The sequence below is a fragment of the Corynebacterium sp. Marseille-P4611 genome (genome assembly GCF_916618765.1).
Classification (GTDB): domain Bacteria; phylum Actinomycetota; class Actinomycetes; order Mycobacteriales; family Mycobacteriaceae; genus Corynebacterium; species Corynebacterium marquesiae.
Genome location: NZ_CAKAKD010000001.1, coordinates 1,939,442 through 1,963,019, shown reverse-complemented (window position 1 = coordinate 1,963,019; position 23,578 = coordinate 1,939,442). Strand labels below are relative to the sequence as shown.

Annotated in this window: 20 protein-coding genes; 5 read left to right on the top strand and 15 right to left on the bottom strand. The window is 57.8% G+C overall.

Annotated features, from left to right (window positions below):
- Positions 1-1,635: 1,635 nt before the first annotated feature.
- On the bottom strand, positions 1,636-2,100 hold the full coding sequence (locus tag LG376_RS09400) for a DUF6676 family protein (protein ID WP_225746928.1): 465 nt from the start codon (positions 2,098-2,100) through the stop codon (positions 1,636-1,638).
- 329 nt (positions 2,101-2,429) lie between these two features.
- Here LG376_RS09400 and can point away from each other — a divergent pair, with 329 nt between their 5' ends.
- Both can and LG376_RS09390 read left to right on the top strand, forming a co-directional pair.
- Positions 2,430-5,243 carry an aconitate hydratase gene (can, locus tag LG376_RS09395; RefSeq protein ID WP_225746927.1) on the top strand — a complete coding sequence of 938 codons (2,814 nt, stop codon included), beginning with the start codon at positions 2,430-2,432 and terminating at the stop codon, positions 5,241-5,243.
- Between the two features lie 190 nt (positions 5,244-5,433).
- Complete coding sequence (locus tag LG376_RS09390) at positions 5,434-6,009, top strand: TetR/AcrR family transcriptional regulator (RefSeq protein WP_198493070.1); 576 nt, start codon at positions 5,434-5,436, stop codon at positions 6,007-6,009.
- A 76-nt stretch (positions 6,010-6,085) separates the two neighbouring features.
- On the opposite strand, the gene LG376_RS09385 is transcribed toward LG376_RS09390, so the two are convergent.
- The 5 genes from LG376_RS09385 to LG376_RS09365 all read right to left on the bottom strand — a co-directional run bounded on the left by LG376_RS09385 (position 6,086) and on the right by LG376_RS09365 (position 10,466).
- Positions 6,086-7,222: an ATP-binding cassette domain-containing protein gene (locus LG376_RS09385; RefSeq protein WP_225746926.1), complete on the bottom strand. Its 1,137-nt coding sequence runs from the start codon at positions 7,220-7,222 to the stop codon at positions 6,086-6,088.
- Positions 7,213-7,905, bottom strand: a complete 693-nt coding sequence (locus LG376_RS09380) for an energy-coupling factor transporter transmembrane protein EcfT (RefSeq protein WP_225746925.1) — start codon at positions 7,903-7,905, stop codon at positions 7,213-7,215. Before LG376_RS09380 ends, LG376_RS09385 begins: the two co-directional genes overlap by 10 nt.
- The gene (locus LG376_RS09375; protein WP_225746924.1) at positions 7,905-8,672 is read right to left on the bottom strand and encodes an ECF transporter S component; all 768 of its coding nucleotides are present in this window, start codon (positions 8,670-8,672) and stop codon (positions 7,905-7,907) included. The genes LG376_RS09380 and LG376_RS09375 overlap by 1 nt, the downstream gene beginning before the upstream one ends.
- A gap of 126 nt (positions 8,673-8,798) precedes the next feature.
- The gene (locus LG376_RS09370; protein ID WP_198493074.1) at positions 8,799-9,770 is read right to left on the bottom strand and encodes a nucleoside hydrolase; all 972 of its coding nucleotides are present in this window, start codon (positions 9,768-9,770) and stop codon (positions 8,799-8,801) included.
- Between the two features lie 21 nt (positions 9,771-9,791).
- Positions 9,792-10,466, bottom strand: coding sequence for an NAD(P)H-binding protein (locus LG376_RS09365; protein ID WP_198493075.1), 675 nt, complete (start codon positions 10,464-10,466; stop codon positions 9,792-9,794).
- Positions 10,467-10,570: 104 nt separating this feature from the next.
- On the opposite strand from LG376_RS09365, the gene LG376_RS09360 reads away from it, so the two are divergent.
- Together LG376_RS09360 and LG376_RS09355 are read left to right on the top strand one after the other, a co-directional pair.
- A complete protein-coding gene (locus LG376_RS09360; protein ID WP_198493077.1) occupies positions 10,571-10,840 on the top strand; it encodes an ACT domain-containing protein in 270 nt (89 codons plus the stop codon).
- 1 nt (position 10,841) lies between these two features.
- On the top strand, positions 10,842-12,206 hold the full coding sequence (locus LG376_RS09355; RefSeq protein ID WP_225746923.1) for a PFL family protein: 1,365 nt from the start codon (positions 10,842-10,844) through the stop codon (positions 12,204-12,206).
- 24 nt (positions 12,207-12,230) lie between these two features.
- Here LG376_RS09355 and LG376_RS09350 read toward each other — a convergent pair whose 3' ends face one another.
- The 9 genes from LG376_RS09350 to LG376_RS09310 form a co-directional block, all read right to left on the bottom strand.
- Positions 12,231-13,553 carry a DUF2254 domain-containing protein gene (locus LG376_RS09350; protein ID WP_198493081.1) on the bottom strand — a complete coding sequence of 441 codons (1,323 nt, stop codon included), beginning with the start codon at positions 13,551-13,553 and terminating at the stop codon, positions 12,231-12,233.
- Positions 13,554-13,559: 6 nt separating this feature from the next.
- The gene (locus LG376_RS09345) at positions 13,560-15,191 is read right to left on the bottom strand and encodes an ABC-F family ATP-binding cassette domain-containing protein (RefSeq protein WP_225746922.1); all 1,632 of its coding nucleotides are present in this window, start codon (positions 15,189-15,191) and stop codon (positions 13,560-13,562) included.
- A gap of 114 nt (positions 15,192-15,305) precedes the next feature.
- A complete protein-coding gene (locus LG376_RS09340) occupies positions 15,306-15,713 on the bottom strand; it encodes a metal-sulfur cluster assembly factor (protein WP_005324830.1) in 408 nt (135 codons plus the stop codon).
- Positions 15,714-16,166: a Fe-S cluster assembly sulfur transfer protein SufU gene (gene sufU, locus LG376_RS09335; RefSeq protein WP_005324831.1), complete on the bottom strand. Its 453-nt coding sequence runs from the start codon at positions 16,164-16,166 to the stop codon at positions 15,714-15,716.
- Complete coding sequence (locus tag LG376_RS09330) at positions 16,163-17,410, bottom strand: cysteine desulfurase (protein WP_225746921.1); 1,248 nt, start codon at positions 17,408-17,410, stop codon at positions 16,163-16,165. The genes sufU and LG376_RS09330 overlap by 4 nt, the downstream gene beginning before the upstream one ends.
- A gap of 45 nt (positions 17,411-17,455) precedes the next feature.
- Complete coding sequence (gene sufC, locus LG376_RS09325; protein ID WP_198493085.1) at positions 17,456-18,214, bottom strand: Fe-S cluster assembly ATPase SufC; 759 nt, start codon at positions 18,212-18,214, stop codon at positions 17,456-17,458.
- A 30-nt stretch (positions 18,215-18,244) separates the two neighbouring features.
- Positions 18,245-19,399, bottom strand: a complete 1,155-nt coding sequence (gene sufD, locus LG376_RS09320) for a Fe-S cluster assembly protein SufD (RefSeq protein ID WP_005328395.1) — start codon at positions 19,397-19,399, stop codon at positions 18,245-18,247.
- Between the two features lie 5 nt (positions 19,400-19,404).
- Complete coding sequence (gene sufB / locus LG376_RS09315) at positions 19,405-20,844, bottom strand: Fe-S cluster assembly protein SufB (protein ID WP_005324837.1); 1,440 nt, start codon at positions 20,842-20,844, stop codon at positions 19,405-19,407.
- The gene (locus LG376_RS09310) at positions 20,841-21,578 is read right to left on the bottom strand and encodes a metalloregulator ArsR/SmtB family transcription factor (protein WP_198493087.1); all 738 of its coding nucleotides are present in this window, start codon (positions 21,576-21,578) and stop codon (positions 20,841-20,843) included. The genes sufB and LG376_RS09310 overlap by 4 nt, the downstream gene beginning before the upstream one ends.
- A gap of 269 nt (positions 21,579-21,847) precedes the next feature.
- Between LG376_RS09310 and mptB the strand changes: the two genes are divergently transcribed.
- Positions 21,848-23,572: a polyprenol phosphomannose-dependent alpha 1,6 mannosyltransferase MptB gene (gene mptB, locus LG376_RS09305; RefSeq protein ID WP_225746920.1), complete on the top strand. Its 1,725-nt coding sequence runs from the start codon at positions 21,848-21,850 to the stop codon at positions 23,570-23,572.
- The last annotated feature ends 6 nt before the right edge of the window (positions 23,573-23,578 follow it).

Sequence of the window (23,578 nt, the reverse complement as noted above, 5' to 3'; positions counted from 1 at the left end):
CCGCCTGCAAATTTCGCACAAACACAGGCGTTATCGCATGCCTTATTGGGTGGCCCAGAGGTTCGCTTCGAGTCGGTATCAATAGATACACGAAGCTAACCCCCTGGTGCCCTCAGACACTAGAGCGGTAATTATTGATGGACTGCCTACTTCGGCTGAGACTTCACTCCGGGTGTGCACTTTCGGTGGACCCTCAGCAGCCTTAGGGCTTCCATGTAGGAACTAGAGAAAGTTGTGGACTTGCCGCGCCAAATTTTGGCCGCCTCAAATCGCTACTGTTTCCCCACAACAGCGACATCCAGACAATTCGGACCCCGGCAAGAAAGCCTAAAGGTCTACTTGCACGAGCCCGACAAGTCGGACACAGATGGTCTACAACTATCCTCTGTTCAAACAAAGTCCCACGGACTGTGAAATCCACTTCTACTCTTGCGCTGCGCGCGACATACGCTCCAGGGTGCGTTTTACAACCCGCGGTTCCGTATGCCCCGATCACGTCTTCGTTGCACTGAGCACTGTGAGAACTGCTCTACGGGTTCTGGCGGACCTCGCCGCGGCGCCAACTGGAGTCCAAAAGGTCTAACCTTTTGAGCACTACCGAGCCGTCGAGGGCAAGCAGCCACAAACCATGAACAGGCCACACGAGGCTGACCCTTGTGGAGTGATTCGGTGTTCTCGGACCCTATCCCTATGGACCTCTCCGTACGCACCTTCTGTGACGACAGGCTTTCAGCCTTAACCATATAAAAGGTTCGCACCAAAATTTCCACACGGTGGAGTTCTAATGAACCCGTCTCACCTCATAAACGGAAGGTGGGTTGATGTGTAATTTTTCGAACATTGCAATCGCTCAAGTTCTTTGCCTGCGTCCCAAATCATTTTCGATGGGTCCCGGTTCATTGACTCCCAAGAACGGCCACTCGACGTTCTAACTTTCGCTCGAGGCGTGCTTCCCCACATACCCGTGCGAGTTCTCTCGTGACAGTCAAGGCTAAGCCCATGAACCCAGGAAGCAAGAAATGTCTCCTGAGTCGACAATCGAACCTTACGTCACGACACGCCCGTTTCGCACAATTTTCCCGCAATTCACGTGAGTCAAGTTAATTCACATGACTCAACATGTGCACCTAACCTGCAATGATTTTGTTACCATCCCGTTATTGTGACTTTAATCACGAACTAACTGGGGTTCTATACGCCCCTCCAACCCCCAGCCAGGCCACGACTGGAACAACTGAACCACTCCCCCACCGGATGTCAACCCCTAAGGGTTTACTTTGACCACTCCCCTGCCCCATTCACGATCCCTAATTAGGTACCCGATTCACGCTAAGTCCCGACCGAACTTCTCCCCCCGATCCACAACCGACTCTCTCAACAAACCGTGAGTGAACGAAACTGCGCCATCCACATTCACCCCGAGCCCTTCAGTACACGCCTTCGGGCCAGTTGCCCGAAATTTTCGTACATTAATGGCCCGCAAAAGTTTCGCCCTTTAACGCGATACTTTTTCGAACAAACTGATTTTTCGAGGAGCATTTGTTCAATTTTGGAAAGCCAAGTTCCTCGTTTCCCGCCCGGCTTTCTTCACTCGCCCGACTCACACCCCCAATTTCCGTAGATCCCTTTCAACTATTAGGGCGTGTGACGGCCGGCCGCTAGGAAAGAGCTAACGAATACAATCACGGCGATTACGGCAACCGCTCCCACCACCGTGCCCACCGGGAAGCTGATTTGGTCTAGTCCCCTGTAGTACTCAGACAGAAGGTCTACTTGTTCAACTCCAGGCGGGATCTGCGCCTGTACCGACTCAATGTCAGCGCGGCTATAAGTGTCACTAACGGAAGAAACATGGCGAGGAGTTTGTACGATGACAGTATTCAAGCCTGTCGCGTCCTGGAGCTCTTGGGCAATGTCACGGACATCAGACGCACGATCAGCTATCACATCAACCACGGCCACACCGTCACCGTCTCGCAAGCCTTGAGCTACCTCCGCGTTGAGCAGTGCATCTTGGCTGAGTGCTGGGGACGTGTAGGCCACGCCGTCCACTTTGAGCTGACCTGCCAAATCAGCTACATCTACGCCCGCGGGAACCATGTGTATCTCTTCCTTATATAGGGCTCCTAAACTAACTTCTTCTCCCCAAGATACGGTCAGATCACGGGAACCCATTTCCTCAACTCGCCGATTTTTCAGAAAAGGTGAAAACAGAACGCTTGTACTGTTACAATGGCAGCGACCGAAGGTTTTAGCCTCTACAATATCTAGGTGAACCATCGCGTTCTTTGTCGCCTTCAACACAGCGGGCCCCATGGTCGCGTCGCGTCACACTAGTGACCAGTGACGCCGAGCACTGCCCCGCGGTGACGACTGGCGACGAGTACCAAACAGAACACACTGTTTATTAACAAGGAATGGAGCTCCCTGTGACTGAAAGCTTGAACTCCTTCGAGGCCAAGAAGACCCTTGATGTCAACGGTAAGTCTTATGACTACTTTGACATCAACACCGTCTCCGGTCTGGAGAAGTTGCCTTATTCCCTCAAGGTGCTGGCAGAAAACCTGCTGCGTAACGAGGATGGCAAGAACGTAACCAAGGACCACATCAACGCCTTGGCAAACTGGGATCCGGAGGCAGAGCCGGACACCGAAATCCAGTTCACCCCAGCACGCGTCCTCATGCAGGACTTTACCGGTGTTCCTTGCGTTGTTGACCTCGCTACCATGCGTGAGGCCGTCTCCGCACTGGGTGGCACCCCGGATCAGGTTAACCCTCTCAACCCGGCCGAAATGGTCATTGACCACTCCGTCATCGTTGAGGCTTTCGGCTCTACCGATGCGTTGGAAAAGAACGTTGAAATTGAGTACCAGCGCAACGAAGAGCGCTACCAGTTCCTCCGCTGGGGTGCTGAGAACTTCTCCAACTTCCGCGTTGTTCCTCCGGGAACCGGCATCGTCCACCAGGTAAACATCGAGTACCTGTCCCGCGTTGTATTCGACAACGAGGGCCTCGCTTACCCGGATACCTGTATCGGTACTGACTCCCACACCACCATGGAAAACGGCCTGGGCATTCTTGGCTGGGGCGTCGGCGGCATCGAAGCAGAGGCTGCCATGCTCGGCCAGCCGGTATCCATGCTTATCCCGAAGGTCGTAGGCTTCAAGCTGACCGGTGAGATTCCTACCGGCGTTACTGCAACCGACGTCGTTCTTACCATCACCGAGATGCTGCGCGAACACGGCGTTGTGCAGAAGTTTGTTGAGTTCTATGGCAACGGTGTTAAGTCTGTCCCGCTGGCAAACCGCGCCACCATCGGCAACATGTCTCCTGAGTTCGGTTCCACCGCTGCGATCTTCCCGATTGACGAGGAGACCACCAAGTACCTCGAGCTCACCGGCCGCCCGCAGGAGCAGATCGACCGCGTCGAGGCGTACGCCAAGGCACAGGGAATGTGGCTGGAGGAGGACGCTCCAGAGGCAAAGTACTCCGAGTACCTCGAGCTGGACCTGTCCACCGTTGTTCCTTCCATTGCCGGCCCGAAGCGCCCCCAAGACCGCATCCTGCTGACCGAGGCCAAGGAGCAGTTCCGCAAGGATCTGGCTAACTACACTACCGACGAGGTTTGCGTTGACGAATCCACTGCCGAGGCAAAGCGCATGTCCGCAGAAGGCGGCGCTCCGGCTATGGAGGACGTCACCGGCGGCTTGAACAAGGCTCGTGAGGGTCACGGCGAGTCCTCGGCTACTGGCGCGAAGGGCCGTCACTCCAACCCAATTACCGTTGAGTCCCAAAACGGTGGCGAGTTCACCTTGGACCACGGCATGGTTGCCATTGCCTCCATTACTTCCTGTACCAACACCTCTAACCCATCCGTCATGGTGGGCGCAGGCCTTATCGCCCGTAAGGCAGCAGAAAAGGGCCTGCAGTCCAAGCCATGGGTTAAGACCATCTGTGCTCCTGGCTCCCAGGTTGTTGATGGCTACTTCCAGCGTGCAGACCTGTGGAAGGACCTCGAAGCCATGGGCTTCTACCTCTCCGGCTTCGGCTGCACCACCTGTATTGGTAACTCCGGCCCATTGCCGGATGAGGTTTCTGCAGCCATCAACGAAAATGACCTCGCTGCCACCGCGGTCCTTTCCGGTAACCGCAACTTCGAGGGCCGTATCTCCCCGGACGTCAAGATGAACTACTTGGCTTCTCCAATCATGGTCATCGCCTACGCCATTGCCGGCACCATGGACTTTGACTTTGATGCACAGCCACTGGGCCAGGACCAGGAAGGCAACGATGTCTTCTTGAAGGACATTTGGCCATCCCCGCAGGAGATTGAGGACACCATCCAGTCCGCTATCTCTCGCGAGATGTACGAGGCTGACTACGCCGACGTCTTCAAGGGCGACGATGCTTGGCGCAACCTGGACGTGCCGGAGGGCGAGACCTTCAAGTGGGATGAGGATTCCACCTACATCCGCAAGGCTCCTTATTTCGATGGCATGCCAACCGAGCCGAACCCGGTTGAAGACATCAAGGGTGCGCGCGTTCTGGCAAAGCTGGGCGACTCCGTCACCACTGACCACATCTCCCCTGCTTCCGCTATTAAGCCGGGTACCCCGGCTGCGCAGTACCTCGATGAAAACGGCGTTGCCCGCCAGGACTATAATTCCCTGGGCTCCCGTCGCGGTAACCACGAGGTTATGATGCGCGGTACCTTCGCGAATATTCGCCTGGCCAACCAGCTGGTCGACGTCACCGGTGGCTACACCCGTGACTTCACCCAGGAAGGCGGCCCGCAGGCCTTCATCTTCGATGCTTGCCAGAACTATAAGGAAGCCGGCATTCCGCTCGTTGTCATTGCTGGTAAGGAGTACGGCACTGGCTCTTCCCGCGACTGGGCAGCCAAGGGCACCAACCTGCTTGGTGTGAAGGCTGTTATCACTGAGTCCTTCGAGCGTATCCACCGTTCCAACCTGATTGGCATGGGCGTTATCCCGCTGCAGTTCCCGCAAGGCGAGTCCCACGAGTCCTTGGGCTTGGATGGTACGGAGACCTTCGACATCGAGGGCATCTCCGCCTTCAACGATGGCTCCATCCCGAAGACCGTCCACGTAACCGCTACCAAGGAATCCGGCGAGACCGTGGAGTTTGATGCTGACGTCCGCATCGACACCCCGGGTGAGGCTGACTACTTCCGCCACGGCGGCATCTTGCAGTACGTTCTGCGTCAGATGGTCAAGAACTAAGCGTTTTCGCGCAGTCCTTCAGCCTACCCGAGGGGGCTAAAGGACTAAGTTCAGTCGACAACGCGGGGTTGCACCGCCCTCCCCAGGAAGGGCAATGCGGCCCCGCGTTTCGTCACGTCGATTTTATTTCTTATTTAAAATTACTGATTAAGCAATCTTTAGACATCCCCATTAAGGAGAGTTCCCTGCTATGCCCATCGTGAGCGAATCTGAGCTTAGCCGCCGCCGGCACGACATTCTCGTAGGTGCCCGCCGCTGCTTTGCAGAGCACGGGTACGAGGGAGCGACTGTTCGGCTACTCGAACAAGCGACGGGTAAGTCGCGTGGCGCAATTTTTCACCACTTCGGTGACAAAGAGTCACTATTCCTTGCCTTGGCGCAAGAAGATGCCGCTCGTCAAGCCGAAGTCGTGGCTCAAAATGGCTTGGTAGAAGTCATGCGAGAGATGCTCGACCATCCTGAGCGCCACGATTGGCTAGCCACTCGCTTGGAAATCACCTCCCTGCTACGCACTGACCCATCGTTCGCCGCTCGGTGGAAAGAAAATCAATCGGTTCGTGATGAAGCGGTTCGCGCACGATTGGCATCTAATGCGGATAAGGGTCGCCTACGAGATGATGTAGGAATCGATACCTTAGCCATCTATCTTGAGGTATTTATGGACGGATTCATTAATCGGCTTGCCTTGGGCGATACCGCGGAGCTGGAAAATGTTCTTGACTTAGTAGAGCAATCCATTCGCGGTGTTCAGGCGAGCCCACAGTAACCCCCATACAACTACTTTTGCTCCCGGCAGCGTCTTAACTGATGTTGGAAATAGCCGGGAGCAATTTTGTATGCGCTTATAGCTGCTGCGCCGGCAGTGTCTTTTCCGTTACTTCGGCATAGGTTTCTATTTCAGCCACAAACTTAGGATCGTGACAGGTAACCACCAGGGCGCTGCCGGACTGCAGTGCGTGGTGGATCATTTGGTGCATGAGCCAGCGGTCGGCAGCTGAAAGCAAGGTGTCTGGTTCGTCGAGCAGGACCACCGATCGCTGCTGCCCGATCACGTGGGCAATCTGCGCAAGCCGCAGGCGAGACGATGGTAGATCGAGAGGATGATCTGCCGGATTTAGTCCCAGCAAGTTGCGCAAGGTGTCATTGGGGACGAGTTCTTCCACCATTGGAAATATCGCCTGATCAAACGGCGATTGCAAGGCAAGAGCGGGTGGATTCGGGACAGCTCCGGCGCCATCGAGCCCAGCAGCAGCCCGCAGGAGCGTGGTTTTGCCACTGCCATTATCGCCTCGAAGCCACGTAACCGCAGATTTCGCGATAGGGATTTCTACTGGTCCGACGCTGAAGGAAGTGCCACGGGGTTGAGAAAAGTGCCACCATTTCTTCTTTGCTGCACTCCTGCATGCCGTTAGCGGACCGATACTCCCTGTCCGGGGGCTTGCAGAAACCCGTGGTAAGTCGACGGCCGCTACGAGCGGGTCTGTTCCAATGATGTGCCCACCCAGTTCTGGCCAGGAAGCACTGGATATAGAAATGACGCAGGTTTCGGGCAACTCCTGCAAGAGGCGAACCACTTGCGTGCGCGAGTTTGCGTCTAGCCCGGCTGCAGGTTCGCACACAATCATGACTTTTGGCTCGCGAATGGCGACACAGGCAGCCGCAAGCCTGCGTGTTTGGCCACCGGATAGCTGTGTTGGGTCATGTTCGCAATAGTCAGACAGTCCTACAGCGCGAAGCATTCGCTCCCCGCGCCGCTGCATTTCAGGGGCAGGCACGCCGGCATTTTCAAGGCCTAAAACTACTTCTTCGATGCACGTTTCCCGCAGGAAGCTAATTTGTGCGGAAGCATCTGTGCCGATAATGGCTTCGGTAGATAGGCGTTCCGCTAGTTGCACGGCAACGTCTTCGACGGCTGTATCAGGTTCGACGAGTACTTGATAAATGGCCCCAGGGGTGGGCTTAATGCGGGCTAGATCCATGTAGTAATCACCACCGCAAAGCTAACTAGTGGAATGACCAGGCGTATGACGCGAGAGACCATGGAATCGGCAACAGGACGCAGGAGGGTGCGTTGCCCTTCTTGGTCGAATCCGACGGCGGCTAGGGCCTGGCCACGTTGGGTTCCTTGGGTAAGGAGTCGAGCGATAACGGGAATAATGACACGCGAGATAGTATTGCGCCAGGTCACGGTGATGCCGGCGAGCTGGTTGGCTTCACGGACGCAACGCCAAGCATGCGCACCTTGGGGCAGGGTTTGTAGGGAGGCTCCGACGATATACGCGACCTTGTGGCCAGCACGCGAAACTTGCAGCCACTTGGCGATATCAGCAATGCGCAGCGCTGCCATGGCCGCGATGAAGCAGGCCATGAGGGCGCAGAACCGCAGGGTGAGGGTGGCGGCGAGCACCAGACCGTCGCTTGTTACCAGGGGCAGCACTGGGTCATCACCGTAGGGGGCGTGAATGACCAGCATGGAAAGGGCCGCTGGGGCGCTTAGCGCCACAGTTGTCAAAATTACGGAGGCGTTGCGGGTAGCGGCAGTACCGCAGGCTAGGGCGATGAGGGCTACGCTTGCCGACGCCACCGGGGTATTCAGGGCCAAAGTAAGGATCCAGCCGCAGGCCGCGATCGTGATAACGGTGGCGGGATGAAGGCCTAGCATTAACGTGGCTGGAGGGATTCTCGGGTGCGCTGCGGCAGTGCCTTGAACGCTGCCCAGACAATGAGGAAGACCAGTGCCTTATCCAGGGGATCCGAAATAAAGGACTGGAGCGTAACCGAGGCGATGAGGGAATTGCCCAATTCGCGGAAGAGCGAAACAACCGCGCCCGTACCAAGACCTGCGGTACCGCCATAAACAAAGGCAGCCACTGGTGCGGCGAGCATGCCAGAAATGATTCCGATGATGGCGCCGCTGAGAATGACCCACCACACCTTAGTGAAAGCGCCCTTCTTGATTACCAGTCCGGAGAGGAACCCCGTAGCGGCGGACACGGCGGCGAAGGGCAGAGCGGCAGGGTTCAACAGCCCCCATACGACGGAGGACAATGTACCGGTAGCCAATCCGGCGATGGGGCCCGCGAGCGCGGCCACCAGGATTGTTCCCACGGAGTCGATATACAGCGGAACGCCGATAGAACCGATAATTTCGCCGACAACAATATTGAGCACTAGCGCTACCGGGATGATGGCGATGGTTCGCGCCGGTAGTGCCGGAACGGTGCCGGCTAGAAGAAGCGCGGCGCCAACGAGGTAGCCGGCGAGGGTAATGAGCGCCTCTGTAGAGCCGGCAACGGATTCCCAATCAGTAGGACGCAGAAGAACCAGATAAATCCAAGTTGCGGCGACGATGAGTGCACCCGCGATGACCATAACCTTGCGGGCGGGGGTGAGAGAAAGCTGTGACACAGTAAAAGTCCAAATCCACATACCGAAAAAATGGGCAAAGTAAACGCCGACCGCGGATGGTGCTGCTTTCCTATGTCACCTCGGAAAGCGATCTCGCACGGCACGTGCGCCGCGGATAATAGTAGAGGCTCTGCGTGCTAAAAGCCACTAATGCGAAGCCAATAACGTCAATCCCCGCGCGCATTCGTGGTGTGCGGCTTCCATGTCTGCGCTTGTTACCAGCCGCGCGTTGTGGGCGCGGTCCCAGTGATTGCGCAAATCTGCAACGCTCGTGCCACGCAGCAGTGGCGACTCCGCCTCGACGTCCACGGTGGTTTCTATCGCGTCGACATTGATGCGACCGAGAGCAATCATGCAGGTCAAGAGATCGTGGATTTGAGCTTGATATCCCTCCCCCTGTGCCTGGTGGAATTCAAAATAAAATCGCAGCACGTCCGGCAGGATTTGTGCCGTGGGGTGCTCCCCCAACAATTCCAAGGCCGCGTCTAGGCGCTGCGGGGTGATGAGAAACTGTTCCGTTACTTCGAGGGAACACAGCGTGGTGAGAACGCGTGGGGCAGTTGAATGAAAATGTTGGGATGCAGCGTGTGGATCCACCCAAAAGTTCCACTCGGCAGTTGGCGTGGTGTTTCCGCGGTAATTGACCGCGCCGCCCATGATTGTGATGGCACCGAAGCGCGCGGCAGCCTCGCGATGGGTTGCCTCGAAAGCAGCAAGGTTGGTGACCGGTCCAGTAACGATCAGCTGCAGATCGTCGTGGGTGGCTAATGCCTCTTCCCATACCTGCTGCCAATCGCGCTGTTGCAGCCTGGCGGCGGCAGCGGGGGCATGTGCGTAGCCCAGCCCTGTCGGGCCATGAGTCTCAGGGGTGGTGGTGAGATCCACCTTGAGGGGTTGGGGTACGCCGGGGGCCACGGGGACGTCGGCAAGCGAGCAAAGGTCCATAATCCAGCGGGCATTAGCCGCGGTCTGGTGGACCTCGACGTTGCCGGCCGTGGTGGTAACGCCCACCAGCTCGATCTCACCGGCATGATGCAGGCCCGCCAAGTACATGAGGGCAAGGCAATCATCGATGCCGGGATCGCAATCAATAAGCACAGCTGGTGGCTTAACAGTCATAATGCCAGCCAGTCTAGCGCCTTATTTGATGGAGCTTACGGGATTGTCGCCATCAACGAAGGCAAGCGGGGATTCCGGCAGGTTTTCGCGGCCAAGGGCCTCGACGATGACGTCCGCAACCAGCTCGCGGGAAGAAGTCAAAGACTCCTTCAGCATCTTATCCTCAATCTGCTCAATGCCCTTGGCTGGCTCCTCGGTCAGCATCGCTGGTTTGAGGATGAGGTGCGGGTAGCTGGCCTGTACAAGGCGGTTGTCTACTTCCTTCTTAGACTCCACATAGGCATACCACTTCTCATCGGCAGGATCCGTGGTTGCTACCTGGGAGCCGACGTAAGAGATCATCACATAGGCAGGCACTTTCTTGCCCTCCTGCTGCAACTTGTCCATCGCGTCGAGGGTAGCGAGGGCGCCATCGCGGTCGACGGCCCAGGTGAGGTCTGCCCCACCTCGGCCGCCATTGCCGGCGCCCCAGACTACAGCGTCATAAGCGGCGAAAAGCTCTGCCCACTGACCCACGGTTTGTTCAGTAATATCCGCCATAACCGGGGTCGCGCCGAGCTTTTCAATCTCGGCCTTCTGCTCTGGGTTGCGGATGAGGGAGTGGACGTCGTGGCCGGCATCAACAAGCTTAGGGGTGGTGAGCTGTCCGACCTTGCCGTGTCCACCGATGTACAGAATCTTCTTCTTATCAGTCATACCTCCCCACCGTAACAACGGCGCGGCCGGGGTGCAGACGCCCTCACCTATCTGACACGCACAAACCATCGCGGCGGGCCCGGCAAGAAGATAGAATTGCATGCATGTATGCCATTATGACCGTCACCGGTGCCGATAGCACCGGCATCATCGCCGCGGTGACCACTACCCTTGCAGAACTCGATATCAACGTCATCGACGTCTCCCAGACGCTCATGGGCGGATACTTCACCATGATCCTGCGCGTCGAATTCGATGCGGACAAAGTCACGATCCAGACCATCAAGGAGCGCATGCGCCCCGTGGCGGAGGAAAAGCATCAGTCCATCCGCATTCAGTCCGAAGACCTTTTCACCGCCATGAACGAAATTTAATATGAGTACGCGATTTAATACCACCAATATCTTGGACACCATCGAGATGATTGAGAACTATCGTCTCGATATCCGCACCGTGACCATGGGCATCTCGCTTCTCGGATGCACCCGCTCCACCATGGAGGCTACCTGCCAGGCCATCTATGACCGCGTCACCCAGCAGGCAGGGCGCCTCGTCGAGGTTTGCGAAGGCATCGAGGGCGAGCTCGGTATCCCCATCGTCAATAAGCGCATCTCCGTAACCCCCATCTCGTTGGTGGTGGCCGGCGTAGAGGGAAACCCCGTTGATGCGGCAAAGGCGCTGGACCAGGCAGCAAAAGAGGTTGGCGTCAACTTCGTGGGCGGCTACTCCGCCTTGGTAGAAAAGGGTGCTACTACCGCGGAACAGAAACTCATCAGCTCCATTCCCGAGGCGCTGGCTACTACGGACGTCGTGTGTTCCTCCGTAAACATCGCCAGCTCTCGCGCCGGCATCAACATGGATGCAGCCAAGAAGATGGGCGAGGTCATCAAGGAAGCGGCCGAGCTAACTAAGGATGATTCCGCCATTGCGTGCGCCAAGCTCGTGGTCTTTGCCAACTCCGTGGGAGATAATCCTTTTATGGCCGGCGCCTTCCACGGCATTGAGGAGCCCGATTGTGTGGTCTCCGTGGGCGTTTCTGGCCCGGGTGTGGTCGACCGCGCCCTGGGTTCGCTCGAGGGGGCCAGCTTAGACCAGGTTGCAGAAGAGGTGAAGAAAGCTGCTTTCAAGATCACTCGCGCCGGGCAGTTGGTGGGCACCATGGCCTCGGAGCGCCTGGGCGTTCCTTTCGGCATCATCGACCTTTCGCTTGCCCCCACCGCCGAATTAGACGATTCGGTTGCGCACATCTTGGAGCACATGGGCCTAGACCAGGTGGGCACCCACGGCACCACAGCAGCCTTGGCTCTGCTTAACGACGCCGTTAAGAAGGGCGGCATGATGGCTTGTTCCCGCGTGGGCGGATTGTCTGGTTCCTTCATCCCCGTCTCCGAGGACAAAGGCATGATCGATGCGGTCAAGTCCGGCTCCATTTCCATGGACAAGCTGGAGGCCATGACCGCTATTTGCTCGGTTGGCTTCGACATGATTGCCCTGCCGGGCGATACCTCTGCTGCGACGATCTCGGGCATGATCGCTGATGAGGCCGCCATTGGCGTGATGAACCATAAAACCACCGCCGTACGCGTCATTCCGGTACCTGGCGCCCAGGTAGGCGACGAGGTCAGCTTCGGTGGGCTTCTTGGCTACGCCCCTGTCATCCCGGTCAATCAAGTGGGAAATACGCAGTTCATTAACCGCGGCGGTTTCATCCCCGCGCCGGTGCATGGATTCCGCAACTAGCGCCAGCGACAACCGCGCCGTGGGCTACTCCGCGGCGTGCTCTTCGCCCGGCTTATCGGATTCCGCCCACGCAGCTAGGTTGGCCTGGAAGTGCTGGTAGGAATCCTCTAACTGTTGCAGCTCCACCTCGCCGCCTACCTGGCGGCGGGCATCGGAGTAGATGGCCTGGGCGGCGTCATCAAGCACGCGCCGGCGTTCCGCTGTGCGAAGAAGGGCAACGACCTTAGCGAGGTTATCCAGCATGCTAAGGTAAATCTCCGCATTATCGGCCGCGTCGCGCCGAATCTGTGTAAACATCGCCTCGACGATTTCGGCATAGCTAAAGGTCTGATAATCCAGCCGAAACTCGCCGCCCACATGCACAATGCCCTGCGGAAGCCGCTTATCCCCAATCACGGTGAGGATCTGGGTAAAGCGGTCAATGATATCAATCACAGTAAATGGATCATTAACGCCGGTGCTCAAAGCGCGGGCAGCAATTTCTGCAAGGTGCCGGGCGGTAAACCGAGGGTCGTGGGCAGACGCGTTTTCGCGGTGCTGGGTGAGTACGATGTGACGCTCCATATCTTCCGGCAAACGCGGCACGCCGTGGGCAATGACCTCGCCTTCCAGCACTAGATCTCCCGGTGCCACGCTCAGATGCACCGCGCAATTCTCCCGCGCCGCAGCCTGAGCAATGGCGTCATAGTCCACGAATTTGAGATAGCCAGTCCCACTACTGCGGCGCTCTTGCGCGTTCGTGTAGAACTCTGGCCCCGGCGCATGTACTTTCTCTTCCTCCTCACCGCGGCGGATGAGCCGGCGCATGTGGCTTTCTACATCTTGGGCAACGACGTGTACCACGTGGGACATGCTAATCGATTGCGCAATGTGCACGATGAAGTAGATAAGGAAGACAACGCAGCCGATGGCCAGCAGCACCGTGACGGCTACATTGAGGGAAGGAACATATTCTTCTTCCCCACCGCCGCCGGTACGGACCGCGCGCAAGGATAGGAGCGCAAAAATAAAGGTTGCCAGGTAGATCGCCAACGTGGATTGAATGGAGCGATCCTTTAAAAACTCGTGTAGTAGGCGCGGGCCCATCACCGTGACGACACCGGATAGCGCGGTCAGTGTGATGAAAAAGACGGTGCCGGCCAAGGAGAGTGACGAGGTTGCTACCGCGCTTAAAATCCCTTGCGCGCTATCGGCGCTGCCGTTATAAAAGGGCGTGGCCGACACATCAAAATTGCTACCAACCGCAATGAGCAATTCCGCGCCTATCGCGGCCATGGCCACCGCCACGGCGGGGATGAGCCAAAACTTCTCCCGCCAGGCGGGCATCCTCTCCAGCAGTGTCTTCATAAATCCCTAAGCTAGCTCCACGATCTCCATATAGTCATCGGACCACAGGTCCTCATCACCGTCGGGCATGATGATCACGCGTTCCGGATCCAGTGCCTTAACCGCACCCGGATCGTGCGTCACCAGCACCACAGCGCCCGTATACGTTTTCAGTGCATCAAGCACCTGCTCGCGCGAAATTGGGTCCAAATTATTGGTCGGCTCGTCTAGCAACAGGACATTCGCGCGGCTGGAGACCAAGGCGGCCAGTGCAAGGCGCGTCTTCTCGCCGCCGGAGAGGGTGCCCGCAGGTTGCTCCAACTTCTCGCCGGAAAACATAAAGGCGCCAAGCAGGCCGCGCAACTCCTGCTGATCCGCGTCAGGACAGGCATCGATGGTGTTTTGCCACACGGACTTATCCGGGTCGATGGTGTCATGTTCCTGCGCGAAGTAGCCGATACGCAGGCCGTGGCCGCTGACGATGCCACCTTCACCATCGGTGCGTTCTACACCGGCCAGCAATTTCAACAGGGTGGTCTTACCTGCACCGTTGTAGCCGAGAACGACCACCCTAGAGCCTTTGTCAATAGCGAGGTCTACGCCCACGAAGACCTCCAGCGAGCCATACATCTTGGTCAGGCCCTTGGCATTCATTGGCGTCTTGCCGCACGGCGCCGGCTCGGGGAACTTGATATTAGCCACCTTATCGGCCACGCGGACCTCATCGAGCTCGCTCATCATGCGTTCAGCACGGTGGAGCATCTGCTTTGCCGCGGCGGCCTTAGTTGCCTTGGCACCGAGTTTGGCCGCCTGCTTTTGCAGTGCAGACGCCTTCTTCTCCGCATTGGCGCGCTCTCGGCGACGCCGCGCTTCATCGGTAGCACGCGCATCGAGGTACTTCTTATAGCCCATGTTGTACACATCGGCCTCGCCGCGGACCGCATCGAGGAACCATACTTTATTGCACACGGCCTCAAGCAGTTCGACGTCGTGGGAAATCATAATGAGCCCGCCCTCGTGCTTGGACAGGAATTGGCGCAACCACGTAATGGAGTCCGCATCCAAATGGTTAGTTGGCTCATCCAAGAGCAGAGTGGTCTGGGACTTGCCGGAGCCTTCGGTAGCGGCAAAGAGGATCTGTGCCAGCTCCACGCGGCGGCGTTGGCCGCCCGAAAGAGTCTTAAGCTTCTGATCTAAAACACGCTGTGGCAGGCCCAGATTATCGCAGATCTGCGCACACTCGGAATCAGCCTCATAGCCGCCGAGCGACTCGAACTGCTCCTCTAAGCGGGAATACTTACGGATAGCCTTATCCCGGAATTTATCGTCCGTGGCCGATTCCATGAGCTCTTGTTGCTTCGCCATTCGGCGCTTGAGGTCATCTAGACCGCGTGCGGAAAGAACACGCTCGCGCGCCGTTTGCTCGATATTTCCCTCGCGGGAATCCTGGGGCAAATAACCAACGGGGCCCGAGCGGGTCACAGAGCCGCCATAAGGCTCCGTCTCCCCTGCCAAAATGCGCATGGTCGTCGTCTTGCCCGCGCCGTTGCGGCCGATGAGGCCGATGCGGTCGCCGGGCTGCACGCGGAGGTGCTGCCCGGGGGCGTCGAGAAGCGTGCGCGCTCCTACCCTGACTTCGAAATCATTGGTTACAATCACGAAGAAATAGTCTAGCAATTGACGCGGCCAACGCTAAGACGCACTAACGCCCCCAACAGCCACTTTCCTAATCCGAGAAATGCGCTGCTGGGGGCGTGTGTTTAATACGCGACTTTAGACCGCGAAGCCGAGGGCCTGAAGCTGCTCGCGGCCTTCCTCAGTGATCATCTGCGGGCCCCATGGCGGCATCCATACCCAGTTGATGCGGACGGCATCGGCCAGCTTATTGGCCTTGACGATGTCCTCGACCTGCTCTGCAATGACATCGGTCAGCGGGCACGCTGGCGAAGTCAGCGTCATATTAATCATGACGATTTCCTTGCCATTGTCCTCTTCGAACCAAAGGTCATAGACGAGGCCCAGGTCAACGACGTTAATGCCGAGCTCGGGATCAATGACGTCACGCATGAATTCGGTGACATCAAAGGCCTTAGAAATCTGCTCTTCGGTCTGCTCCGGGCGCTCGCCGCTGCCGGAGAATGAAGAGTTCTCGTTCTGATAAGGATCTACGGGTTCGGTCATCTAGTTCTCCACTTCAGTTAGTGCATCGGCGGATGCAGCCTGGAAGGCCTTCCATCCGAGGAGCGCACACTTTACGCGCGCTGGGTACTGGGACACACCGGCGAAGGCGACGCCGTCACCGATGAGGTCTTCATCGCCTTCTTCTTGGCCACGAGAGGTAATCATCTTTTCGAACTCGGCCAGCTTCTCATTGGCTTCCGCAAGCGGCAGCCCCACGATCTCTTCAGCCATAACCGAGGTGGAAGCCTGCGAAATGGAGCAGCCTTCCGCGTCATAGGAGACGTCCTCTACGGTCTTGCCGTCGTCCGAAAGGCGCACGCGCAGGGTGAGCTCATCGCCGCAGGACGGGTTCACGTGGTGGACCTCGGCCTGATACGGCTCCCTCAGGCCGGCGTGTTGGGGGTTCTTATAGTGATCCAGGATGACGTCCTGGTACATGGAATCTAGGTTCATGAGGCAACTCCAAAGAATTCGCGGGCAGCCTTGATTGCGTCCACCAGCTTATCTACTTCTTCCTCGGTGTTATAAAGGTAGAAGCTAGCGCGGGCGGTGGACTGTGCGCCGCAGGCGCGGTGCAGTGGCCACGCACAGTGGTGGCCAACGCGAATGGACACACCGTGGTCATCGAGGATCTGGCCCAAGTCGTGCGGGTGAACGCCTTCCACAGTGAAGGAAATGGCGTCACCGCGATTTTCGGTGGTCTCTGGACCAATGATGCGCAGACCAGGGATTTCCTTGAGCTGGCGCAATGCGCGCTCGGTGAGCTTCTTTTCGTGGGCGTGGATATTGTCCATGCCCACTTCTTCCAAGAACTTCACCGCTGCGCCAAGGCCAACCACTTGGCTGGTCATCTGCGTGCCCGCTTCAAAGCGCGTCGGGGGCTCGGCAAAGGTGGTCTCTTCCATCTTGACGATCTCAATCATGGAGCCACCGGTCAGGAAGGGCGGCAGCTTCTTGAGCAGCTCATCCTTGCCGTACAGCACACCCACGCCGCTGGGCCCGCACATCTTATGGCCGGAAAAGGCCGCGAAATCCACATCCAAGGCGTGGAAATCCACCGCCATATGTGGCACCGACTGGCAGGCGTCGAGGACGACCATGGCGTCCACCGCGCGGGCGCGGCGCACCAGTTCATCCACGTCCGCCACGGCACCCGTGACATTGGATTGGTGAGTAAACGCAACTACCTTGACGGAATCATCGAGCTCGAGCGAGTCAAGATCGATACGGCCGTCTTCGGTCATGGAATACCACTTCAACGTAGCGCCAGTGCGAGCGCAGAGCTCCTGCCACGGCACCAAGTTGGCGTGGTGCTCCAATTCGGTGATCACGACGGTGTCGCCCTCGCCCACGTAGAGGTCTCCCGCACGCTCGTCGCTCAGCACATAGGCAACTTCGTTCAGGGCCTCGGTGGCGTTCTTGGTAAAGGCGATTTCGTCGCGGTCCGCACCCACGAATGCGGCGATAGCTTGCCGCGCCGATTCGTAGGCATCATCGGCCTCTTCTGCCAGTTGATAGGAACCGCGGTGAACAGGGGCGTTCGTGTGCAGCACAAACTCCTCTTCCGCCTTCCATACCGGCAGCGGGCGCTGGGAGGTAGCACCCGAATCCAGGTACACCAGTGGCTTATCGCCGCGCACAGTGCGCTGGAGGATCGGGAACTGTTCCCTAATTGCGTTTACATCAAATCCAGTCATGAATCTTCTTTAGATAGTCGCGGTTGACCGGCCCGTGGTCGGTCCTTACTTCAGGAACTGGTCGTAGCCGTCAGACTCGAGCTGATCTGCCAATTCAGCGCCACCGGTCTTGATGACTTGACCGTCTGCAAAGACGTGCACAAAGTCCGGCTTAACGTAGTTCAGGATGCGCTTGTAGTGGGTAATCATCAAGATGCCACCATTGGTTTCCTTCTGGTAGCTATTGATGCCCTCAGACACGATGCGCAGAGCGTCAACGTCCAGGCCGGAGTCGGTTTCGTCCATAACTGCGAACTTCGGCTTCAGGATATCCAGCTGCATGACTTCGTGGCGCTTCTTCTCACCGCCGGAGAAGCCTTCGTTGACGGAGCGGGAGATGAAGGACTTATCAATCTTCAAATTCTCGCGGGCCTGGGTAAGCTCCTTGTTCCATTCACGCAGCTTCGGTGCTTCACCGCGAATGGAGGTGACTGCAGAGCGCATGAACTGAGAGACCTTTACGCCTGGTACCTCAGTTGGGTACTGCATCGCCAAGAAGAGGCCGGCGCGAGCGCGCTCGTCGACGGGCATCTCCAGCAGATTTTCGCCGTCGAGAAGCACCTCGCCCTCGGTAACCTCATACTTTGGGTGGCCGGCGATGGTGTAAGACAAGGTGGACTTGCCGGAACCGTTCGGACCCATGATCGCATGGATCTCGCCGGAGTTGATAGTCAGGTTAACGCCCTTGAGGATTTCCTTCGGCTCGCCGCCTTCTTCCGTCGGCAGCACCTGGGCGTGGAGGTTCTTAATTTCCAGAGTAGACATAATGTGTGTGGTTTTCCTTCTATGAAAGATTTAGGCGGAGATCTTTTCCAGTTCTTCGGAAATGCGGTTTTCCAATTCCTCGGACAGGGACTGCACCGGAATACGGTGGATGACCTCATTGAAGAAGCCACGGATGATGAGGCGGCGGGCTTCAGCCTCTGGAATACCGCGAGACATCAGGTAGAACAACTCGATGTCATCGAAGCGACCAACGGTGGCCGCGTGGCCTGCACCGGTAATTTCACCGGTCTCAATCTCCAAATTAGGGATTGCGTCCGCGCGAGCGCCCTCGGTCAGAATCAGGTTGTTGTTGGTCTCGTAGGTATCGGTGCCCTGAGCATTGGAGCGGATAAGGACATCGCCCACCCAGCAGGTGCGGGCCTCATTGTCCTTGGTGCCCTGCAGTGCGCCCTTGTAAAGGACGTGGGAGCGGCAATTAGGGACGGAGTGATCCACCAACATGCGGTTTTCAAAGTACTGGCCTTCGTCAGCGAAGTAGACGCCCAGCAGCTCTGCGTCGCCGCCTTGCTCGGTGAAGTTCACGCGAGGCACGATGCGTACCACCTCGCCGCCAAAGATGGCGGAGTTGTGGCGCAGCACAGAATCGCGGCCGAGCTGTGCCACGTGGTTAGACAGGTGCACGGCATCGTCTTCCCAATCAACGTCAACAACGACGGTCAGGTGAGCGCCATCGCCCACGATAAACTCGACGTTATCCGCGTGGGTGCCAGAACCGACGTACTTCAAGATAACGGTGGCTTCCGCATGGTGGCCTACCTCGATGGAGGTGGCACCAAAGGAAGTTACGCCCTCGCCCTTGCCGGTGTAGGTAATGACCACGGGCTCTTCCACCTGAGCCTCGGCGTCAATGGTGACAACCTGGCCTTCAGGCATAGAAGTCCATGCCTGTGCCGCAACGCGGTCAGACGGGGTACCAACGCGGCCCAAGCGCTCGTCATCGCGTGCGACGGTCTCGGAGCTTACGCCGGGATGTTCGCTCACGGTGACGTCCTGTGCCACTGCCTCAGCGAACTCGCCATTGTGCAGTCCACGGAGCTTGCGCAGGGAGACAAAGCGCCACACCTCATCGCGGCCGTGCGGCACCGGGAAGTCCTCCACGTTGGTGGAGGTAAAGACATCACCCTTGGTAATCTTATCCGGATTGAATTCGTTCGAAGCGACCATTTTCTTTAGCCGACCGATCCTTCCATTTGCAGTTCGATGAGGCGGTTGAGCTCGAGGGCGTACTCCATCGGCAGCTCCTTAGCAATCGGCTCAACGAAGCCACGCACGATCATCGCCATTGCTTCTTCTTCCGCGATACCGCGGGACATCAGGTAGAACAGCTGCTCCTCAGAAACCTGGGAAACGGTTGCCTCATGACCCAGCGTGACGTGATCATTGCGGATGTCGTTATACGGGTATGTATCCGAACGCGAGATATTGTCCACCAGCAACGCGTCGCACTCGACGTTAGAGGTGGAATGGTGCGCGTTCTGATTAACCTGCACCAAGCCGCGGTAAGCGGCGCGACCGCCGGCACGGGCAACCGACTTAGACACGATATTGGAAGAGGTGTGCGGAGCCATGTGAGTCATCTTGGCGCCCGTGTCCTGGAACTGGTTCTCACCAGCAAAGGCAACGGAGAGAACCTCACCCTTGGCGTAAGGACCGGTCATCCATACGGCCGGGTACTTCATGGTGACCTTGGAGCCAATGTTGCCGTCGACCCATTCCATGGTGCCGCCTTCTTCTACCTTGGTGCGCTTGGTCACCAAGTTGTAGACGTTGCTGGACCAGTTCTGAATGGTGGTGTAGCGGCAGCGGCCGCCCTTCTTCACGATGATCTCCACTACTGCGGAGTGCAGGGAATCCGACTTGTAGATAGGAGCGGTACAGCCCTCGACGTAGTGAACATAAGCGTCCTCGTCGACGATGATGAGGGTGCGCTCGAACTGGCCCATATTTTCCGTGTTGATGCGGAAATAAGCCTGCAGTGGAATGTCTACGTGCACGCCCTTGGGCACGTAGATAAAGGAGCCACCGGACCACACAGCGGAGTTCAGCGCGGAAAACTTATTGTCACCGGCCGGGATAACGGTGCCGAAGTACTCCTTGAAAAGCTCAGGGTAGTCACGCAGTGCGGTATCAGTATCGACGAAGATAACGCCCTGGCTTTCCAGGTCCTCACGAATCTGGTGGTAGACAACCTCGGACTCGTACTGGGCTGCCACACCGGCAACGAGGCGCTGCTTCTCAGCCTCTGGAATGCCCAACTTATCGTAGGTGGCCTTGATGTCGTCTGGGAGGTCTTCCCAGGTCTGGGCCTGCTCCTCAGTGGACTTCACGTAGTACTTAATCTGGTCGAAGTCGATGCCAGACAAATCCGCACCCCAGGTGGGAACGGGCTTCTTATCAAAGATGTTGAGTGCCTTCAGGCGCTGGTTAAGCATCCATTCCGGCTCGCCCTTCTTGGCGGAAATATCGCGTACTACATCTTCGTTCAAGCCGCGGCGAGCAGAAGCACCAGCCGCGTCCGAGTCGTGCCAGCCGTACTCGTATGCACCAATGGAATCAATAATTTCATCATCGGTCATCTTGTTCTCGGGTGCCGATTGTGCCTGGGTCATGACTCGCTCCTTTCAGTATTTGTATTAACGGGTGTCAAGGGGATGTTCGTGGTACAGATCCCGTGACCGCCAGCAATGGAGGCCAAAGGCTGTACGTGTTTGCCTAATAGAGCAGAAAAGACTTCTTGTTCCGCCTCACACAGCTCCGGATGCTCGGCCGCCACATGGGAGACCGGACAATGATGCTGACAGATTTGCACTCCCTGACCAGCGCGGTCCACCGTGGCGGCATACCCGTGCCCGTCCAAGACCTCAGCCAGCTTACGGGCCACGTCCTCTACAGATTCGCCCTCTTCTATCAAGGGACGCACGTCTGCAACGAGTCGCTCGAAGCGGACCTTGGCAAAGTGCTTAACAGCCTCAGACCCGCCGACGGCGCGTAGCGCCGTCAAGGCATCAGAGGCCAAATCATCGTAGGCGTGGCCGAATTGCGCCCGGCCACGATCAGTGAGGCGGAAGTGTTTGGCTGGTCGCCCGCGACCAGAGCCGCTACCCGCTGAATTGCGGGTAACTGGGCGGCGGCGCACAACCTCCGTCAGTTCCTCTTCCACCAAATTGTCTAAGTGCCGGCGGATTCCGGCAGCAGAAAGGCCAAGGCGTTCACCCAAGTGGGAAGCGGTAACGGGCCCGTCCTTCAGCAGCAACAGCATCACCTGCCGGCGGGTATCGCCGTCCGTAGTGCGGGATTCCTTAGCCGCCTTGTGCGTAGTTTCTACGCGCTGAGGTGTGCTCATGCTGGGACCTCCCTTCGTGCTTCGCTCACTTACAGCCGCCCTGCAACCGACTCCCGTAATTCCGTGAGCCGCACCGCAGTCCAGCTGTGCCTCCTTTATTAGACAACACTAGTGTTCCTTAATTCATTCCGGAATGCCACCATTGGCCATTCTTCGGCGTGGCACGGGGGTGGCTAGATCCCCTCATCGCCACAACCGGCGGTGCTGCGCGCGCTAAAAGGGCGGGCCTGCTGGGGTTGGGACGGAGGATTCGCGTAAGGTCTTATCCCATGACAGGCAAATTCCGCGGCTTTCTTTCCGGCGTCAAGGCCGAGCTGCCGCAGTTGGGCACCGCTGGTTCTCGGTCTGCGCAACTACACGCCGAGGACACCGGAGCCGCGGAACCTGATTCGCGTTTTGATTTTGTCCCTGCCAATGCGGATGGCCTAAAGCGCACCACCACCGCCCAATGGCGGACGTTTTTTATCCTGCGCTGGGTGGGCACAGTGGGTTCTCTGCTTATCGCCTTCGGCGCGTTGGGAGCCGGCGCTCTCCCAGTAGTGGGAAACCCTTATGACAACGTGCCTTTTGGCTCCCTCATGTCCCGCATGCTGCAGACCTCTTCTGCCCTAGTCATGGTGGGAGTGGGCCTGTTGGTGGCCGCCTGGGTTTTCCTGGCCCCTTTTGTAGGCACTCCGCTGCGCCAACCCCAGGAAGGTGCCCTCACCCCAACGCGCGCCCGCCGGCTCGTCACCACACACCAGCTGTGGCGCACGTGGGCCGGCTGGGTCATCCCGCTGATATTTACCGCCCCGCTCTTTACCCAGGACATCTACTCCTACTTGGCCAACGGTTCCATCGTGATGCAGGGCATGGATCCGTATTCTGCAGGACCAGTGCAATTGCTTGGCGCGGGTGATGAGCTCGCCCGATCCGTACCGTTTATCTGGGCTAACTCCCCCTCCCCTTATGGCCCCGTAGCGCTCGGGCTCGCTGGAGTGGTGAGCGCAGTTACCTCAAATTCCATCCTCTTGGGAGTAATCGCCCACCGGCTCTTATCCATCGCCGGCATAATGGTTGCTGGGTGGGCAATTAGCTGTCTCGCGCGGCGCTGCCGGGTATCTCCAGAATCCGCCCTATGGCTCGGCATTCTCAACCCACTCACTATCTTGCACCTGGTGGGCGGAATCCATAATGAGTCCATCATGTTGGGCCTGCTCCTAGTGGGTATGGAGCTGGGCCTGCGGGGCGTCGACAAGCTGGAAAAATCCACGCGCAGTGCCTACCTAGCACTAATTGCTTCTGGATTTTGTCTGTCCTGCGCCGGAATGGTCAAGGTAACCGGCTTTATTGGACTAGGTTTTGTAGGGATGGCCTATGCCCGCCACCTGATAGACAAGGACGGTGCACCACGCTGGAAGGCCTTGGCCTACGCCATTGCCCTGCAGCTAGTTATTTTAATTGCAACCATTGCCCTCATTAGCGCCTTGACCGGCATTGGCCTGGGGTGGATCACGGGACAAGGCGGCGCGGCCTCCATCCGCTCGTGGCTTTCTACCTCCACCGCCGTAGGCGTGGGCACCGGCTTCATCGGAATGCTGCTGGGTCTAGGTGACCACACCGAAGCTATTCTCACCGTAACCCGTACCTTTGGCGTGCTGGTGGCAGTAGCTTTCATGGCCCGCATGCTCTTTGCAACGTTGCGCGGCCGCATTCACCCTGTGGGAGGACTCGGCACCGCCTCCTTAGTGCTGGTTATCTTCTTTCCCGTCGTCCATCCGTGGTACATCCTGTGGGCGGTACTGCCTTTGGCCGCATGGGCCAACCGGCTTATATTCCGTTTTTGCGTCGTGGCCTATTCGGCAGCTATGAGCTTCTTTGTACTGCCGCGCGGCCTCGGGTTGCCGCCCAGCACTATCATCATCATCTACGTGTCGGCAGCCTGCACTTTCGCCGTCATCGCCACCCTGTGGTGGGTTGCAGTGCGGCGCAGCGGAATCCGTGTCCTAAACTAATCCCAC